Source organism: Streptomyces sp. NPDC051320, from assembly GCF_040682175.1.
Taxonomy (GTDB): Bacteria; Actinomycetota; Actinomycetes; order Streptomycetales; family Streptomycetaceae; genus Streptomyces.
On the sequence record NZ_JBFBAL010000022.1, the window covers coordinates 43,136 to 60,352 of the forward strand.

A 17,217-nucleotide genomic window follows, 5' to 3' on the forward strand; every position below is an offset into this window, starting at 1 on the left:
TGCCGAGCTTAGGACCCGTCCGTACCCGGGTCCGGTGGTGCCTCCCAGACCACCGGGTTCTCGCCGCTCTCCGCGTCCGGCGTCCCGTCATGGGTGACGGTCATCCGTACCCCGGCGCCCCGGGCGTCGATCACCACCACGATGTGCGAGACGTCGGGCACCCGGTGGGCGCGGGCGAGGGCGCGGCGCAGTTCCGCCAGGAGCTTCTCGGCCACCTCATCGGGGATTCGGGCCTCCACCGGGCCGAAGAAGCGCACCGAAGGGGCGAAGCCCAGCAGCGCCCCGGCCCCTTCCGTCTCCCGAAGGACCCGGCCACGCAGGGTGGACGGGGCCTCGGCGGGTGGCTGCTGGAGGGCGAAGATGGCCGTTCTGACGTCCTGGATCGTCGAGTTGAGTTCGTCCCCCGCCCTGCCGATCAGCTCGCCGATCTCCGCACCGGCCGCCCGGCGCCGGGAGGACTCCAGCATCATCTCGGTGGCGAAGAGCCGCTGGATCACCAGGTCGTGCAGGTCCCGGGCGATCCGGTCGCGGTCCTCGTACACCGCGAGCTGCCACCGGTTCTGCTGTGCGTCGGCGAGCACCAGCGCCAGCGCGGCCTGCGAGGCGAACTGCATGGCCAGCGACCGGTCCACCTCGCTGTAGGGGCGGGCGCCGCGCCGCCGGGGCAGAGCAAGCGTCCCGATGAGCTTGCCGTCGCTCTGCAGCGGGATCATCATGCTCGGCCCGAAGCGTGTCCGGACGTGGGTGGTCATCCGGGGATCCGTCGCCGAGTCCCCGATGAACACCGGTTCTCCGCCCAGGAGTTGGACCAGCACGGCGGATCCGGGTGCGATGGTGGCGCCCACCAGGTCACCCGGGTCGTCGAAGGTGGAGGCGGCGACGATCTCCATCCCGCCTGTCGCGGTCGGCAGCAGTACGACGCCCGCCACCGCGTCGGCGAGGCCGCGGGCCTGTTCGGCGACGATGGTCAGGGCGTCGTCCGCGGTCTCGCCGGTGAGCAGTGCGTTGGTGACGGTGGCCGCCCCCTTGATCCAGCGCTCCCGCAGCCGGGCCGTCTCGTACAGCCGGGCGTTGCCGATCGCGATTCCGGCCTGCGCGGCGAGCACCTGCAGCAGCGCCTCGTCGTCGGCGTCGAAGGCTCCGCGCTGCTTCTCCACGAGCCGCAGGGCGCCGAATGCCTCGTCGTGCACCAGGATCGGGACCCGGAGCAGGCCGGGGGTGTCGAGCGGAAGGCTGACCAGCGGTTCGCCCGCGACGCCACCGGTCGGAGCGCCGCCGGTCCAGAACACGTCCGTGATGCTGTCGCGGTCGGGGTCGACGACCGCGAGTACGCCGTGCAGCGCGCCGGTCAGTTCGGCCGCCGAGTCCACGATGTGCTGGAGGGTGGTGCGCAGATCGAGGTCGGTGCCGACGCTGAGCACCGCTTCGAGAAGTGCCGGCAGCCGGGCGGCGTCGGCCATCCCGGCTCAGCTGCCGAGGGGGTCGAGGACCATCGGCTGGATCTTTCCCTCCAGCATCGCGCCGAGGCCGAGCACGGAGCAGACATCGGGCTGGTCGGCGATCCGCACCGGCATCCCCGTCGCATCGCGCAGCATCTGGTCGAGGCCGGGGAGCAGTGCGCTACCGCCGACCATTATGATCCCGCGTTCCGACAGATCGGCGACGAGGTCCGGCGGGCACTCCCGCAGTACCCTGCCGATACCGTCGATCACGGCCATCAGGGGCGTGTGTATGGCCTCCCGTACGGCAGCCATGTCCACATCCACCGAGCGGGCCAGTCCGGTGACCACGTCACGGCCGTGGACGAGGCTGGTCGCGGGCCCGTAGGGGGCCGGCCCCTGGCCGCCGAGCGCCAGTTGCAGCGGGCGCACCGACTGGTTCGGCACCACCAACTCGTGCTCCTGTCGCAGATGCTGGACGATGGCTCGGTCGATGGCCTCACCGCCGGCCGGGACCCGCTCGGCGGTGACGATCGAGCCCAGTGAGAGCACGGCGATCTGGGTGGTCGCGGCGCCACAGACCATGATCATGGTGGCGGTCGGCTCTTCCACCGGCAGCCCGCAGCCGACGGCGGCCGCGATCAGGATGTCGACCAGTTCCACCCGCCGGGCGCCGAGGCCGACCAGCGTCTCGATCGTGGCGCGCTGGGCGAGCGGATCGGCCTCGTGCGGGGTGCAGGCGGCCGCGCGCAGCATCGGCGTCCGGCGGAGCTTGCGGCGGAGCTTGTCCCCGAGCAGTTGGCGCAACATCCGTCTGGCCATGTCGATGTCGACGACGGTGCCGCCGGAGACAGGGCGTACCACCCGGATGTACTGGGGTGTGCGGCCCGTCATCTGCTCGGCGAACGCGCCGACGCCGATGAGGGCCCCGGTACGGACGTTCACCGCGGCGACACTCGGTTCGTCCACGACGAGTCCGACGCCCTTCATGTAGACGCGGGTCCGCGCGGCCCCGAGGTCGACGGCTACTTGGCAACGTCGCAACTGCTCAAGACTCACGGTCACGGCAGAATCTCCCGAGAAGCACTGAGGTGGAGCGCCGGCGGCGGCCGGCCCTCTCTGTATCGTGCAGCGCCCGGAGGCCGTGCGCGCGTTGGGGTGAGCCGGTCGAGTGCCCCGTTCCGGCCTGCCGCCGGACCGGCGCCGCGGGGTCACATCCGCTCGGGGAAGCGCACTTCCTGGAGCAGCCCCCAGGTGAAGTCGGCGACGCAGCGCTGTTCGCCCGGCGGGGTGAAGGCGAGGCGCCACCGGGTCGGCGCGGTTCCCTCCAGCGGCCGCACCGGAGCGAAGGCGCGGGCCACTTCGTCCACGGTGCAGGACCAGGGGAGCAGATCCCGCGTCGAGCGGAGCTCGGGGGTGGCCGCGCCGGGGGCCCGGACCAGCCACTCGTTCCACACCGCGCCGCCCGGGACGGTCAGCACTTCGAAGCGCAGGGTGGGCCAGAGCGGCACCGGCCACTGATAGGCGTCGCACTCCAGGTCGCCGATGCGTCTGCGGGCGGTGGCTGTGGGCTCGCCGAGCACCGAACGGTAGCGCTGCGCGGCCCCGCGGGACCTGGGGGAGCGGACCATCGCCTGCCAGCGGCGGTTCGCCTCACGCATCTGGGCGAGCGGAACGCCGAGTTCATGCCGGGCGTCCTCGACCAGCCCCGGCTGCTGGTCGGCCATCCGGCGGAGCAGGACCAGTTGGAAGTCGAGCGGCCCGAAGGGGGCTGCTGGACGCGAGGTTTCTGAACGCGGCATGCTCCCACCCTGCCCCGGCGCGCCCCCCGGAACGACAGCTTCCACACAAGATCCTCACAGCCGCGGCCCCCTGTGGTGACCTTGGCACGCATAATCTGCGGACGCCATGGATTACTGCTACACGTGTCGCAGACACCTCAACGGCGCTCTCGCCTGTGCCGGCTGCGGCGTCCCGGCCACCGAACCGGTGCCGCCCGCCCTCGTCGAGCCGGTGCCGCACCCGGCCGATGAACCGGTGCCGCCCGCGGACGAACCGGGGCCGCCCGCCGCCGTCGAACCGGTGGTCCACGAGTTCGACCGCCGCGACGGCCCGCCTGCCGCGCACCGCCGGGCGCGCAAGCGGCCCGCCGGCCGTGCCCGCCGGGCCCGCAGGCGCTCGGGTCGCCGTACCGCACTGGCCGCCACTCTGGGGGTGGTCCTGGCCGCGGGGGCGCTCAGCCTGGCGGAGCTGGCGACCGAGGCCCCGCAGGACCACTCCGCCGCTTCGGTGAAGGACGCGGACCGGCCCACGGAGTCGCCGGGTCCGGGCGCCACGGACAGCGGCAGCCCGGGGCGTCCATCGTCGGTACCGGCAGCCGAGCGGTCCACCGCGGGCGGCACCGGCGCGCCGACCGGTACCACGGGTACCGATGCCGGGACCGCGGCCTCCGCGGCGGCCACATCCGCTGCGGCGCGCCCCGCACCCGGCGACACCGCATCGCCCGGTGGGCCGCAGCCGCAGCCCTCGTCGGCATCGCCGGTCACCTCACCGCCCGGGCAGAGCGACAGCCCCGGCGCGCAGCCGCCGGCCACTCAGTCGCCCCGGCCGAAGCCCACTCGCACCCGGACCGGGGGGTGTTCCCGGTTCCGGTGGTGGTGTCCCTGAGCTGTCCGGTCAGACGGCTCCGCCCAGCATCCGCTTCAGCAGATCACGCAGTACCGTGCGCTCCGCGGCGGACAGCTCGCCCAGCGGCTCGCGGGCGAACTTCAGCGAGGCGCGCAGCTGGGTCGCGGTCGCCCTGCCCCGGTCGGTGGCAGCGGCCAGCTTGACCCGGCGGTCCGCCGGGTCGGGGCGGCGCTCGACCAGCCCGCGGGCCTCCAGCCGGTCGACGATGCCGGTGACGTTCGACGGCTCACATTTCAGCTTCCTGGCGAGGGCACGCATGGGCGTCGCCTCAATGGACAGCAGACCGAGTACCCGGGCCTGGGCGCCGGTGAGCGAGTGTTCGGCCGCGGCCTCGTCGTACTCCTCGTAGTACCGGGTGACGACGTCGCCGATCAGCTCGACGACTTCGAGGGTCAGCGGGTCTGTTCGAGTGGCCATGCACCCCAGCGTACCTGCTTACTTGACAATCTAAAATATCCGGGCGCATGGTTGTTTCATCACCTGAAGCTTTTTCTAGGAGGTTGCACCCCGCATGTCAGCACTCCCCACCACCGGCCGCGAATGGCACCTCACCGCACGCCCGGACGGCTGGCCCACCCCGGAGGATTTCGCGCTGCGTGAGGTCGCGCTGACCGAGCCCGCCGAAGGCCGGATCCTGGTCCGCAACCTCTACTTCTCGGTCGACCCGTACATGCGCGGCCGGATGAACGACGTGAAGTCGTACACCCCGCCCTTCCAGCTCGACAAGCCGATGGACGGCGGTGCGGTCGGCGAGGTCATCGCGTCCAACGCGGACGGATTCGCGGTCGGCGACCATGTCCTGCACGGGCTCGGCTGGCGTGAGTACGCGCAGGTGCCTGCCCAGCACGCCACCAAGGTCGACGCCTCGATCGCCCCGCTCTCCGCCTATCTCGGCGTGCTCGGTATGACCGGCCTCACCGCCTACGCCGGGCTCTTCGAGGTCGCCTCCTTCAAGGAGGGCGACACGGTCTTCGTCTCCGGCGCGGCGGGAGCGGTCGGCAATCAGGTCGGCCAGATGGCACGGCTGAAGGGCGCCGCCCGGGTCATCGGCTCCGCGGGCTCCGACGAGAAGGTCAAGCACCTCATCGACGACCTGGGCTTCGACGCGGCGTTCAACTACAAGAACGGCCCCGTCGGCAAGCAACTGCGTGAGGCCGCCCCGGACGGCATCGACGTCTACTTCGACAACGTGGGCGGCGAGCACCTCGAAGCGGCCATCAGCTCCTTCAATGTGCACGGCCGCGCCACCATCTGCGGAATGATCTCGCAGTACAACAACACCGAGTCGACCCCGGGTCCGCGGAACCTGGCGCTGATCATCGGCAAGCGACTGCGGCTGCAGGGCATGCTGGTCAATGATCACAGCCACCTGCAGGGCCAGTTCGTCCAGGAGGTCGCCGGCTGGATCGATTCCGGCGAGCTGAAGTACCAGGAGACGGTCGTCGAGGGCGTCGAGCGGGGTGTCGATGCGTTCCTCGGCATGCTGCGCGGCGAGAACACCGGAAAGATGATCGTCGCGGTCAACCAGTAGTCTCACCATCAGACCGCCGCGATCGTGGGCGCGAGTCGCGGCGTACACAACAGAAGGAACCTTCATGGCTATCCAGAAGATCGACGTCGCGTACACGGCAGTCGCCACCGCGGAGAACGGCCGGGACGGCCGGGTCTCCTCCAGTGACGGCAAGCTCGACGTGGTCGTCAACCCGCCGAAGGAGATGGGCGGAAGCGGCGACGGCACCAACCCGGAGCAGCTCTTCGCCGCCGGTTACAGCGCCTGCTTCCAGGGTGCGCTCGGCGTTGTCGCCCGCCAGGACAAGGCGGACATCTCCGGCTCCACGGTGACCGCCGCCGTCGGCATCGGCAAGAACGAGCAGGGCGGCTTCGGCCTGGAGGTCACCATCACCGCCTCCATCCCGAACGTCGACGCGGCCACCGCGAAGTCGCTCATCGAGAAGGCGCACCAGGTGTGCCCGTACTCGAACGCCACCCGCGGCAACATCAAGGTTGAGCTGGCCGTCGCCTGACCTCCCGGGCCGGGTGGCCGGCCCGGGTGACCAGCCCGGGATGACCAGCCCGTCCCACCTGCGCGGGGCTGACACCGCTACGGCGGTTCAGCCCCGCGCGCATTCCCGGAGTGCCTTGCCATTGCCCGTCGAACAGCGCTATGGATACGCTGTGTTCGTAATTCCGACCGGTGGCCGGAGTTTCGAACACTGGTGAACCGATCAGAAGGGTGGGTGGACCACCATGGGACGACTGGTCCCGGCGGTGACCCGGGCGCTGGACATACTCGAGCTGTTCCTCGAAGGGGACGGCTCGCTCTCCGCGCCCGACGTGACCCGCAGACTTCAGCTGCCGCGCACCACGGTGCACGAGCTGCTCACCACGCTCGCAGCCCGCGCCTACCTGGTTCCGGTGCCGGAGCAGCCGGGCAGGTACCGGCTCGGCGTCCGGACGTACCAGCTGGGCAGCCGCTATGCCGAGCAGCTCGACCTGGCGGCCGAGGGGCAGCAGGTGGCCCGTGAGGTCGCCGAGACCTGCGACGAGACCGTGCACGTCGCCATCCTCGAGGACACCGACGTCATCTACATCGCGAAGGTCGACTCCACCCATGCGGTGCGGATGGTGTCGGCCGCCGGCCGAAGGCTGCCCGCGCACTGCACCTCCGTCGGCAAGATGCTGCTCGCCTCGCTGTCCGAGCCCGAACTCACCGCCCGGATCTCCGGCCGTGAGCTCATCGCGATGACCCCCAACAGTCTGACCGACCCGGCCGTCCTGCGCGAGGCACTCGCCGGCATCAGGGAGCGCGGGGTCGCGGTCGAGCACCGGGAGTCCAACCCGGACGTGAGCTGCGTGGCCGCCCCGGTGCGCAACGGCGCCGGCCGGGTCGTCGCGGCGCTCTCCATCTCCGTGCCGATGATCCGCTGGAACGCGGACCGCGAGAGCGAGCTGGAGCAGCTGGCGCTCAAGGGCGCCGCGGAGCTCTCCACCCGACTCGGCCACCGGAGTCACCCGTGATCCGCCCCGAGGTGGCCGTACGGGAACGGGCGGCCCTCGGCGAGGGGCCGACCTGGGACGCGGCCGCGGACCGGCTGATCTGGGTGGACATCCTCTCCGCCCGGGTCCACACCTACGACCCGGCGACGGGCCGGCGGACCGACATGGACACCGGGCAGCACGTCGGCGCCGCCAAGCCGCGGGCCGGCGGGGGACTGGTGGTCAATCTCAGGGACGGCGTGGGGCTCTACGGGCCGGACGGCGCCTTCCGCTGGCTGCTGCGCGACCCGGTGGCGGGACGGCGGGGCAACGACGCCGCGATCGCCCCCGACGGAGCGCTCTGGGCCGGCACGATGCGGTACGACGAGGGCGCCGGCGGCGGCACGCTGGCCCGGATCGCCCCGGACGGCAGTGCGGTGCACCAGCTGACCGCCACGGTGGCCAACGGCACCGGCTGGAGCCCGGACGGCTCCCTGATGTACTGGATCGACACCCCGACCCGAAGGATCGACGTCTTCGATTTCGACGGCGGACTTCCGCACAACAGGCGCCCGTTCGCGACGATCGAGGAAGGCGCCGGTTACCCCGACGGGCTGACCGTCGACGCGGCCGGCTGCCTCTGGGTGGCCCTCTGGGACGGCGCTGCGGTGCGCCGCTACACCCCCGACGGCGGGCTGGACAGAACCGTCGAGCTGCCCGTTCCGCGCCCCACGGCCTGTGCGTTCGGCGGCCGTGAGCTGCGCGATCTCTACATCAGCACGGCCCGCACCGGTCTGCGGGCCCCGCACCCGCTCGCCGGCTCCCTGCTGGTCCTGCCGGACGCCGGGCAGGGCCTGCCGCAGCCGGCTTTCGCGGGCTGACACCGGCCACTGCCGCCGCCTCACGGGACGTCCGGCACTCCTTTGTTCGGAGTGCCGGACGTTGTTCGGGAATTTCGCCCCAGCCATTGACGCGCGACACATTCGACTTTAACGTCCGTTCGAAGTTACGAGCAGCATCCGATATTTCGAACATCCGTTAATTCGAACAGTAAGGGCAGGGCATGGGACGACCTGACCTCAATCGCAGGCAGCTGCTGACCGGTGTCGGCGGTCTGGCGGTGGCGGGCAGCTTCGGGTTCGCCGCGCTCGGTACGGGCGCCGACGCGCTCGCCTCCACCGCGCACACCCGCGTCCGCTACTGGAACCTCTTCAGCGGCGGCGACGGTGCCAACATGATCGCCATCCTTGACGCCTTCCGTAAGGCGTACCCGGACATCGACGTCAAGGACTCCACGCTCACCTGGGGCAATCCGTACTACACCAAGCTGGCCATGGCGGCCTCCGGCAACCGGGCGCCCGAGCTCGGTGTGATGCATCTGGGCCGGATACCGGGCTTCGCGCCCGGCCGGCTGCTCGACCCCTTCGACGTGGACCTGCTCGCCCGGTACGGCCTGAGGGAACAGGACTTCAGCCCGGCGGTGTGGAAGCGCGGCATGGTCGACGGCAAGTTGTACGGGGTGCCGCTCGACACACATGTGCAGATCAGCTTCTACCGCAAGGACATCTGCAAGAAGGCCGGACTCATCGGCGACGACGGAAAGCTGGTCCCGATCAGCTCCACCGATGACTGGTTCGCCGCCCTGAAGGCCGCCAAGAAGGTGGTCAAGGGCGGTCTGGAGACCGTCGGTATTCACGCCAACGACCAGAACTTCTCCTGGTGGTTCTTCCTCTCCTTCTACACCCAGCTCGGTGGCACCTGCCTCAGCCCCGACGGTTCGGACGTCACCTTCGACACCGACAAGGCCACCCGGGTCCTGGAGTTCCTGCGCAAGCACGTCACCGACGGCTATGCGACCGTCGGCGCCGACGACGGCGCGTCGTTCACCAACGGCAGCGCCTTCGTCTGGGAGGGCGACTGGTCGGTGCCCGTCTACACCGGCGCCGGACTGGACTACGGCGCCACCCCGATGCCGGGCGTCTTCGGCCCGCCGACCAGCCAGGCCGAGTCACACGGATTCGTGCTGCCGCACCAGTCGAGCCGGGGCGGCGCGGGCAACGAGGCGGCCCACCGGCTCACCGCGTTCATCGTGAAGAACGCGCTGGAATGGGCCAAGGGCGGGCACATCCCCGCCTATCTGCCGATCCAGGACGACGCCGACTACCACAAGCTCCAGCCGCAGTCCGAGTACTCCTCCGCCATGGACCACCTGGCGTTCGAGCCCTCGGCATGGTTCTCCGGCTCGACGGGGACGCTGTCCCAGCGCATCGGCCCCGTCGTCGCCGCCTCCAACCTCGGCTCCACCAAGCCCGAGGCGGCCGCCCGCCGGATGCGCGGGGTCCTGGAGAAGCTGCTGACGATGAAGAACCCGATGGAAGGCACCACCGCCACCGAGGGAGGTTCCGGCGCATGACGAGTACCGAGAGCGTGGCGGTGCCCACCGCCGCGATACGCCCCGCCCGGGTCGGCCGGGAGGAGGCCCGGGAGGGCAGCGCACGAGCCCGGCTGGGGCGCGGACTGCAGCACGGCGGCTGGTTCGTCGCTCCCTTCTTCGTCCTCTTCGGCCTGTTCGTGATCGTCCCGGTGCTGCGGGGGCTCTGGCTGAGCTTCACCGACGCCAACATCTCCGGCGTCGGTGCCCACTTCGTCGGCCTGGACAACTACCGCGAGGCTCTCGACGACCCACTGGTGTGGTCCTCGCTCGGCCACAGCGCCTACTTCACGCTCCTCGTGGTTCCCTGCATCGTGGTCCTCGCCTTCCTGCTGGCGATGCTCGCGCACCACATCGAACGCGCCAAGTGGCTCTGGCGGCTGTGCTTCTTCGCGCCGTTCCTGCTTCCGTCGGCGGTCGTCGGCAATCTCTGGTGGTGGCTCTTCCAGCCGGCCACCGGCATGGTCAACCACGTTCTCGGCCTCCAGACACCCTGGCTCACCCAGAAGTCCACCGCGATGCTCGCCATCGTCATCTGCACCCTGTGGTGGACGGTCGGCTTCAGCTTCCTGCTCTATCTGGCGGCCCTGCAGAACATCCCGCAGCACCTCTACGAAGCCGCCGAGCTGGACGGCGCGAACGCCTGGCGACGCACCGTGCACATCACCCTGCCGATGCTGCGCAACATCACCGGACTCATCGTGGTGCTGCAGATCCTCGCCTCGCTCCAGCTCTTCGACCAGGCCGTGATCCTGTACCAGTTCGGGCCGGGGCCGGAGGAGTCGACGAGGACCTTCGTGCAGTACACGCTGGAGCAGGGCTTCACCAGTTACCGGGTGGGCTACGCGTCCGCGATCTCCTTCATCCTGTTCCTGATCATCGCAGTGATCGCCCTGGGCCGTATGTGGCTGCTGCGCAAGCGTGAGGAGGGCGTGCGATGAGCACCGCCACCATGCCCGACAACCGCAGCACGCCGAAGATCCCCGGCACGCCCAACAGCCCCGGCACGCCCAAAAACCGCAGTACCAAGGACCGCCGGCCGTGGACGCTCGGTCAGGCCGTGCTCACCGCGGTCGGTGTGCTGGTCTCCGCGGTCTGGGTGGCGCCGCTGGCCTGGGCGCTGGTCACCTCGCTCAAGTCCGAGACCGAGGCGGTCACCCTGCCCGTCCACTGGCTGCCCCACCACTGGACGGTGCAGGGCTGGCGGAACGTCTTCGACGCCGGGAACATCCCCAACTGGTTCGTCAACTCCGTCATCGTCTCGGTCTGCGTCACCTTCATCGTGCTGCTGGTCTCCGCGCTGGCCGGATACGGCTTCGCGCGCACCGAGTTCCGCGGCAAGAAGGCGCTGCTCGGGCTCACCATGGCCGGTCTGATCGTGTCACCGGCGGTCCTCGGCATCCCGCTCTTCACCACCGTCCAGTCCATGGGGATGGTCGACACCTACTGGGGCATGATCCTGCCGCAGTGCGCTCCGGCCGCGATGGTCTACATCCTCTACAAGTTCTTCCAGGGCATTCCGCGCGAACTGGAGGAGGCCGCGTTCATCGACGGCGCGGGGCGCTGGCGGGTCTTCTTCACCATCGTGCTGCCGCTCTCCCGCCCCTCGCTCTCCGCGGTCGGGATCTTCACCTTCATCGCGTCCTGGAACAACTTCCTCTGGCCGTACATGGTGACGTCCAACCCCGACCTGATGACGATGCCCAACGGCATCGCGACCGTGCAGAACGCCTTCGGTTTCCAGTGGGCACAGCTGATGGCGGGCGGGCTGATCGCCGGCCTGCCGCTGATCATCGTTTTCGTCTTCTTCCAGCGCCAGATCGTCAGCGGTGTGGCCCACACGGGCCTCGCCGGCCAGTAGCGAAAGGCAGTTTGCATGTCCCTCCGCACTTCCCGCTTCGCCCTCGACCCCGCCTTCGCCGTGGGCGAGGTCGATCCGCGGCTCTTCGGCTCCTTCGTCGAGCACCTCGGCCGCTGTGTCTACACCGGGATCCACGAGCCGGGTCACCCGGCGGCCGACGAGGACGGACTACGCACCGATGTGCTCGCTCTGGTCCGTGAGCTGGGAGCCACCGCGATCCGCTACCCCGGCGGGAACTTCGTCTCCGGCTTCAAGTGGGAGGACTCCGTCGGCCCCCTGGAGGACCGCCCGCGCCGGCTCGACCTGGCCTGGCACTCCACCGAGACCAACCGGTTCGGCCTCTCCGAGTTCCACACCTTCCTGCAGAAGGTGGGTCCGCACGCCGAGCCGATGATGGCGCTCAACCTCGGCACCCGCGGTGTCGCCGAAGCACTCGAGCTCCAGGAGTACGCCAACCACCCGTCCGGCACCGCACTTTCCGACCTGCGGGTGTCGCACGGCGACAAGGAGCCCTTCGGCATCAAGCTGTGGTGCCTGGGCAACGAGATGGACGGCCCCTGGCAGACCGGCCACAAGACCGCCGAGGAGTACGGCAGGCTCGCCGCCGAGACCGCCCGCGCCATGCGGCAGCTGGACCCCTCCGTCGAACTCGTCGCCTGTGGCTCGTCGGGACAGGGCATGCAGACCTTCGCCGCCTGGGAGGCGACCGTACTCGCCGAGACCTACGACCTGGTCGACTACATCTCGCTGCACGCCTACTACGAGGAGCACGACGGCGACCGCGACTCCTTCCTGGCCTCGGCCGTCGACATGGAGTCGTTCATCGAGAACGTGGTGGCGACCTGCGACCACGTGGGCGCCCGGCTGAAGTCGAAGAAGAAGATCAACCTGTCCTTCGACGAGTGGAACGTCTGGTACCAGACCCGCGCCGAGAGCAAGCCGCCCGAGGAGTGGGCCGAGGCCCCGCGACTCCTCGAGGACCTCTACACGGTCACCGACGCGGTGGTCTTCGGCTCGCTGCTGATCGCGCTGCTGCGCCACGCGGACCGGGTCACGGTGGCCTGCCTGGCCCAACTGGTCAACGTGATCGCGCCGATCATGACCGAGCCGGGCGGCCCCGCCTGGCGGCAGACCACCTTCTTCCCCTTCGCCCAGGCGTCCCGGTACGGCCGGGGCACGGTCCTCGACGTACGGGTGGACTCGCCGGCGTACCCGACCCAGCGGTACGGCGACGTGGACCTGCTGCACGCGACGGCCGTGCAGGCCGACGACGGCACGGTCACCGTGTTCGCGGTCAACCGGAGCCGGACCGAGGCGCTGCCGCTCACCGTCGATCTGCGGGGCACCTCCGTCGGCTCGCTGGCCGAGCACAGCGTGCTGGCCGACGCCGATCCCGACGCCCGCAACACCCTCGCCGACCCGGAGCGCGTCGCCCCGCACCCTGCCGCGGAAGGGACGACGGCGGTGAGTGACGGTTCGCTGGTCACCACGCTGGAGCCGCTCTCCTGGAACGTCATCAGGCTGGCCTGACCCGCATCGGGCCCGCGCCCGATGTCCCCCTCGGGGCCCGTCGCGCACTCTCCGGGTGCGTGAAGACGACAAGGACCTCGAGAAACACCCCGTCGCCCGGTCCGCAGCGGACACCCCACACCGCTGCGCACCGGGCGACGTCGTCTGCGCGGCCCGCGTGCTGCGCGCCGGCCGCGCAGCACGCGGGCCGATCCGGCGGAGGCCGCGGACAGTGCTGTGCCCCGCAGGGCGTCAGGGCGCCTGCGGGGCACAGCGGTTCAGGGCACCCGTCAGCGGGTGGAGAACGCGTGGACGGTGGTGGTGCGGTAGGTCTGCCCCGGCCGGAGCACCGTGCTCGGGAAGGACGGCTCGTTGGGGGAGTCCGGGTAGTGCTGGGTCTCCAGGGCGAGGGCGTCACCCTGGCGGTAGAGCTTCCCCGACGTGCCCGCGAGGGTGCCGTCCAGCTGGTTCCCCGAGTAGAACTGCAGCCCGGGCTCGGTCGTGTACATCTTCATGACCCGGCCGGACGCCGGGTCCGTCAGCGTCAGCGCGTGCTCGGGGCGGGCCGTGATGCCCTTGTCGAGCGCCCAGTTGTGGTCGAATCCCTTGCCGTACACCAGTTGGTCGTCGGCCTCCCGGATGTCCCTCCCGATCGCCTTCGCCCGGCGGAAGTCGAAGGGGGTGCCGGACACATGGGGCAGGGCGCCGGTCGGTATGAGTCCGGAGTCGACCGGGGTGTAGCGGGCGGCGGCCAGCTGCAGGGTGTGGTCGTAGATGGAACCGCTGCCCTCACCGGAGAGATTGAAATAGGTGTGGCTGGTGAGGTTGACGACGGTCGCCCGGTCGGTCGTCGCCTCGTAGTCGATCCGCCATTCGCCGCGCCGGGTCAGCGTGTAGGTGACCTGGACCTTGAGGGTGCCCGGGTAGCCCATCTCACCGTCGGGGGAGATCCGGGACAGCACCAGACCGCGGTCACCCTGCCGGTCGAACGGTTCGACGTGCCACATCTGCTTGTCGAAGCCCTTGGTGCCACCGTGCAGGCTGTTCACCCCGTCGTTCACCGGCACTTGGTACGTGACGCCGTCCAGGGTGAACTTGCCCCGGGCGATGCGGTTGCCGTACCGCCCGATGAGTCCGCCGAAGTACGGGCTCTTGGCGACGTAGTCCGCGAGGTTGTCGAAGCCGAGGGCGATGTTGGCCGCGCGCCCCCGGCGGTCGGGAACCTCCAGCGAGTGGATGATCCCGCCGTAGGAGAGAACCTGGAGGCGGGTGCCGCCGTTGGCGACGGTCCACACGTCGACCTTGGTGCCGTCGGCCAGGGTGCCGAAGAACTTCTTCGACGGGCTGGACGATGCCCACGAGGTGTGGCCCTCGGCGGCGTGAGCGCTGCCGATCGACGTGGTGGCGGCCAGTCCGGCCGCGGCTGTCGCGGCCATCACGGTGCGTCTGCTCGGCTTGTGTGCAGGGTTCAGCATGCGTGCAGCTCCTCGGAGAGAGTCGTACGAAAGAGACCTACGGGGGGACTTGCGTGACGTGCAGGACTTACGAACCGACCTTGCGCTTGTTGTAGACGTCGAAGCCGACCGCGGCCAGGAGCACCAGCCCCTTGATGACCTGCTGATAGTCGCTGCCGACGCCCACCAGGGACATGCCGTTGTTCAGCACACCCAGGACCAGACCGCCGATGATCGCGCCGAACACCGTGCCGACGCCGCCGCTCATCGAGGCGCCACCGATGAACGAGGCGGCGATCGCCTCGAGTTCGAAGTTCACACCCGCGTTGGGGGTTCCCGCGTTCAGCCGGGCCGCGAAGACCACACCGGCGAGCGCCGCCAGGACACCCATGTTCACGAAGACCAGGAAGACGATCCGCTTGTCCTTGACGCCGGACAGCTTGGCCGCCGGCTGGTTGCCGCCGAGCGCGTACACATGGCGGCCGACGACCGCGTTACGCATCACGAAACCGAGCCCGATGAGCAGTGCCGCCAGCACCAGGAGCACGATCGGGACACCCCGGTAGCTGGCCAGGGTCATGGTGAAGGCCACGACCGCGGCGATCATCGCCACGCACTTGGTGATGAACAGGCCCTTGGGCAGGACGTCCAGCTCGTACTCCTTCTCGCGGCGGCGGGAGCGGAGTTCCTGGATCAGGACGACGGCGATCAGTGCCACACCCATCAGCAGGGTGAGGTTGTGGTAGTTCGTGTTCGGGCCGACCGACGGCAGGTACCCGGTCGAGATCTTCTGGAAGCCTTCGGGGAACGGACCCAGCGAGCGGGAGCCCAGCAGGATCTGCGTACCGCCCCGGAAGATCAGCATACCGGCGAGGGTGACGATGAAGGACGGGATGCCCACGTAGGCGATCCAGAAGCCCTGCCAGGCGCCCGCGACCGCGCCGATGATCAGCGCGATGACCAGGGCCAGTACCCAGGGCATCTTGTGTTCGACCATCATCACGGCGCAGGCTGCGGAGACGAAGGCGGCCAGCGAGCCGACCGAGAGGTCGATGTGACCGGCGATGATGACGATCATCATGCCGATGGCCAGTACCAGGATGTAGCTGTTCTGGAGGACCAGGTTGGTGACGTTGTTGGGCTTGAGCAGGACGCCGTCGGTCCATATCTGGAACAGCACGACGATGAGCGCGAGTGCGATCAGCATCCCGTACTGGCGCATGTTGCGCCGCACGGCGTCCATCAGGAGTGCTCCGGCGGCGGACCGCGGGGACTCGGGCGCCGGAGCGGTGTTCTTGGGGGTTTCGGTGGTGACCGGACCCATGGCAGCTACCTCTTGTTCATGGTCATGTGGCGCATCAGCACTTCCTGGGTCGCTTCCGCCCGTGCGACCTCACCGGTGAGCCGGCCGGCCGCCATGGTGTAGATGCGGTCGCACATGCCGAGCAGTTCGGGAAGTTCGGACGAGATGAAGACGACGGCCTTGCCCTCGGCGGCCAGTTGGTCGATCACGGTGTAGATCTCGTACTTGGCGCCCACGTCGATACCGCGGGTCGGCTCGTCGAGGATCAGCACTTCGGGCCCCGCGAAGATCCACTTGCTGAGGACGACCTTCTGCTGGTTGCCGCCGGAGAGCCGGCCGACCTGTTCGAAGACGGTCGGGGTCTTGATGTTCATGGACGTGCGGTACGACTCGGCGACCCGGGTCTCCTCGTGCTCGTCCACCACGCCGCGTTTCGACACCTTCGCCAGGGCACTCATGGTGATGTTGCGGCTGATGGTGTCGATGAGGTTGAGGCCGTAGTGCTTACGGTCCTCGGTGACGTAGGCGATGCCGTGGTCGACCGCCTCGGGGACCGTCCTGGTACGGATCTGCCTGCCGTCCTTGTGGACGGTGCCGCTGATGTTCCGGCCGTACGAACGCCCGAAGACGCTCATGGCCAGTTCGGTCCGGCCGGCCCCCATGAGGCCGGCGATGCCCACGATTTCTCCCCGCCCGACGTGCAGGGAGACGTCGTCGACCACCTTGCGCTGCTGGTCGATCGGATGGTGGACGGTCCAGTTCCGCACCTCGAGTGCGTGGTGCGCGCCCGGATCGCCCTGGTAGGCGGTCCGTTCGGGGAAACGATGGTCGAGGTCGCGGCCGACCATGCCACGGATGATCCGGTCCTCGGTCATCTCGGGAGCCTTCACATCGAGGGTCTCGATGGTCCGGCCGTCACGGATGATCGTGACGGAGTCGGCGACGGCGGAGATCTCGTTGAGCTTGTGCGAGATGATGATCGAGGTGATGCCCTGTTCCTTCAGCTCCAGGATCAGATCCAGGAGTTTGGCACTGTCCTCGTCGTTCAGGGCGGCCGTCGGCTCGTCCAGGATGAGCAGCTTCACCTCCTTGGAGAGCGCCTTGGCGATCTCCACGAGCTGTTGCTTGCCGACCCCGATGTCCGCGACCCGGGTCTGCGGATGCTCGGTCAGACCGACCCGCTTGAGCAGCCGCGCCGCGTGCCGCAGCGTCTCGTTCCAGCTGATGACCCCGCGGTTGGCGTGCTCGTTGCCCAGGAAGATGTTCTCGGCGATCGAGAGGTACGGGATGAGCGCCAGCTCCTGATGGATGATGACGATTCCGCGCGCCTCACTGGCCCGGATGTCCTTGAAGGCGCAGTCCTCTCCCCGGAAGAGGATGTCGCCCTCGTAACTTCCGTGCGGATGAACCCCGCTGAGCACCTTCATCAGGGTCGACTTGCCTGCCCCGTTCTCACCGCAGATGGCGTGCACCTCGCCCTCGGAGACGGTGAGTGATACGTCGGAGAGCGCCCGGACCCCGGGGAACGTCTTCACGATCGAGCGCATCTCCAGCAC

The 17,217-nt window shown here is 69.4% G+C and carries 16 protein-coding genes; 9 read left to right on the plus strand and 7 right to left on the minus strand.

The window, feature by feature from the left end; all coding sequences use genetic code 11:
• Positions 1 to 8 precede the first annotated feature (8 nt).
• The 3 genes from AB0M87_RS31275 to AB0M87_RS31285 all read right to left on the minus strand — a co-directional run bounded on the left by AB0M87_RS31275 (position 9) and on the right by AB0M87_RS31285 (position 3,241).
• Positions 9 to 1,460 carry a GAF domain-containing protein gene (locus AB0M87_RS31275; protein WP_365858962.1) on the minus strand — a complete coding sequence of 484 codons (1,452 nt, stop codon included), beginning with the start codon at positions 1,458 to 1,460 and terminating at the stop codon, positions 9 to 11.
• Between the two features lie 6 nt (positions 1,461 to 1,466).
• Positions 1,467 to 2,504, minus strand: coding sequence for a rod shape-determining protein (locus AB0M87_RS31280; protein ID WP_365858964.1), 1,038 nt, complete (start codon positions 2,502 to 2,504; stop codon positions 1,467 to 1,469).
• Between the two features lie 146 nt (positions 2,505 to 2,650).
• Positions 2,651 to 3,241 (minus strand): hypothetical protein, encoded by a 591-nt coding sequence (locus tag AB0M87_RS31285; protein ID WP_365858966.1) that lies wholly within the window; start codon positions 3,239 to 3,241, stop codon positions 2,651 to 2,653.
• 106 nt (positions 3,242 to 3,347) lie between these two features.
• On the opposite strand from AB0M87_RS31285, the gene AB0M87_RS31290 reads away from it, so the two are divergent.
• Positions 3,348 to 4,106, plus strand: a complete 759-nt coding sequence (locus AB0M87_RS31290; protein WP_365858968.1) for a hypothetical protein — start codon at positions 3,348 to 3,350, stop codon at positions 4,104 to 4,106.
• A gap of 9 nt (positions 4,107 to 4,115) precedes the next feature.
• On the opposite strand, the gene AB0M87_RS31295 is transcribed toward AB0M87_RS31290, so the two are convergent.
• Positions 4,116 to 4,544 (minus strand): MarR family transcriptional regulator, encoded by a 429-nt coding sequence (locus AB0M87_RS31295; RefSeq protein ID WP_365858970.1) that lies wholly within the window; start codon positions 4,542 to 4,544, stop codon positions 4,116 to 4,118.
• A gap of 94 nt (positions 4,545 to 4,638) precedes the next feature.
• On the opposite strand from AB0M87_RS31295, the gene AB0M87_RS31300 reads away from it, so the two are divergent.
• The 8 genes from AB0M87_RS31300 (at position 4,639) to AB0M87_RS31335 (ending at position 12,925) form a co-directional block, all read left to right on the plus strand.
• Complete coding sequence (locus AB0M87_RS31300; protein ID WP_365858972.1) at positions 4,639 to 5,658, plus strand: NADP-dependent oxidoreductase; 1,020 nt, start codon at positions 4,639 to 4,641, stop codon at positions 5,656 to 5,658.
• A 64-nt stretch (positions 5,659 to 5,722) separates the two neighbouring features.
• Complete coding sequence (locus AB0M87_RS31305; RefSeq protein ID WP_365858974.1) at positions 5,723 to 6,151, plus strand: organic hydroperoxide resistance protein; 429 nt, start codon at positions 5,723 to 5,725, stop codon at positions 6,149 to 6,151.
• Positions 6,152 to 6,374: 223 nt separating this feature from the next.
• A complete protein-coding gene (locus tag AB0M87_RS31310) occupies positions 6,375 to 7,145 on the plus strand; it encodes an IclR family transcriptional regulator (protein ID WP_365858976.1) in 771 nt (256 codons plus the stop codon).
• Complete coding sequence (locus AB0M87_RS31315) at positions 7,142 to 7,984, plus strand: SMP-30/gluconolactonase/LRE family protein (protein ID WP_365858978.1); 843 nt, start codon at positions 7,142 to 7,144, stop codon at positions 7,982 to 7,984. Before AB0M87_RS31310 ends, AB0M87_RS31315 begins: the two co-directional genes overlap by 4 nt.
• A 182-nt stretch (positions 7,985 to 8,166) precedes the next feature.
• Positions 8,167 to 9,516 carry an extracellular solute-binding protein gene (locus AB0M87_RS31320; protein WP_365858980.1) on the plus strand — a complete coding sequence of 450 codons (1,350 nt, stop codon included), beginning with the start codon at positions 8,167 to 8,169 and terminating at the stop codon, positions 9,514 to 9,516.
• Complete coding sequence (locus AB0M87_RS31325) at positions 9,513 to 10,475, plus strand: sugar ABC transporter permease (RefSeq protein ID WP_365858982.1); 963 nt, start codon at positions 9,513 to 9,515, stop codon at positions 10,473 to 10,475. The genes AB0M87_RS31320 and AB0M87_RS31325 overlap by 4 nt, the downstream gene beginning before the upstream one ends.
• Positions 10,472 to 11,395 carry a carbohydrate ABC transporter permease gene (locus AB0M87_RS31330; RefSeq protein WP_365858984.1) on the plus strand — a complete coding sequence of 308 codons (924 nt, stop codon included), beginning with the start codon at positions 10,472 to 10,474 and terminating at the stop codon, positions 11,393 to 11,395. Before AB0M87_RS31325 ends, AB0M87_RS31330 begins: the two co-directional genes overlap by 4 nt.
• Positions 11,396 to 11,410: 15 nt before the next feature.
• The gene (locus tag AB0M87_RS31335) at positions 11,411 to 12,925 is read left to right on the plus strand and encodes an alpha-N-arabinofuranosidase (RefSeq protein WP_365858986.1); all 1,515 of its coding nucleotides are present in this window, start codon (positions 11,411 to 11,413) and stop codon (positions 12,923 to 12,925) included.
• Positions 12,926 to 13,194: 269 nt separating this feature from the next.
• Here AB0M87_RS31335 and AB0M87_RS31340 read toward each other — a convergent pair whose 3' ends face one another.
• The 3 genes from AB0M87_RS31340 to mmsA all read right to left on the minus strand — a co-directional run bounded on the left by AB0M87_RS31340 (position 13,195) and on the right by mmsA (position 17,208).
• On the minus strand, positions 13,195 to 14,379 hold the full coding sequence (locus AB0M87_RS31340) for an aldose epimerase family protein (protein ID WP_365858988.1): 1,185 nt from the start codon (positions 14,377 to 14,379) through the stop codon (positions 13,195 to 13,197).
• A 67-nt stretch (positions 14,380 to 14,446) separates the two neighbouring features.
• Entirely contained in the window at positions 14,447 to 15,682 is a 1,236-nt protein-coding gene (gene mmsB, locus AB0M87_RS31345) for a multiple monosaccharide ABC transporter permease (RefSeq protein WP_365858990.1), read from the minus strand.
• A 5-nt stretch (positions 15,683 to 15,687) separates the two neighbouring features.
• Complete coding sequence (mmsA, locus tag AB0M87_RS31350) at positions 15,688 to 17,208, minus strand: multiple monosaccharide ABC transporter ATP-binding protein (protein WP_365859019.1); 1,521 nt, start codon at positions 17,206 to 17,208, stop codon at positions 15,688 to 15,690.
• Between the last annotated feature and the right edge of the window lie 9 nt (positions 17,209 to 17,217).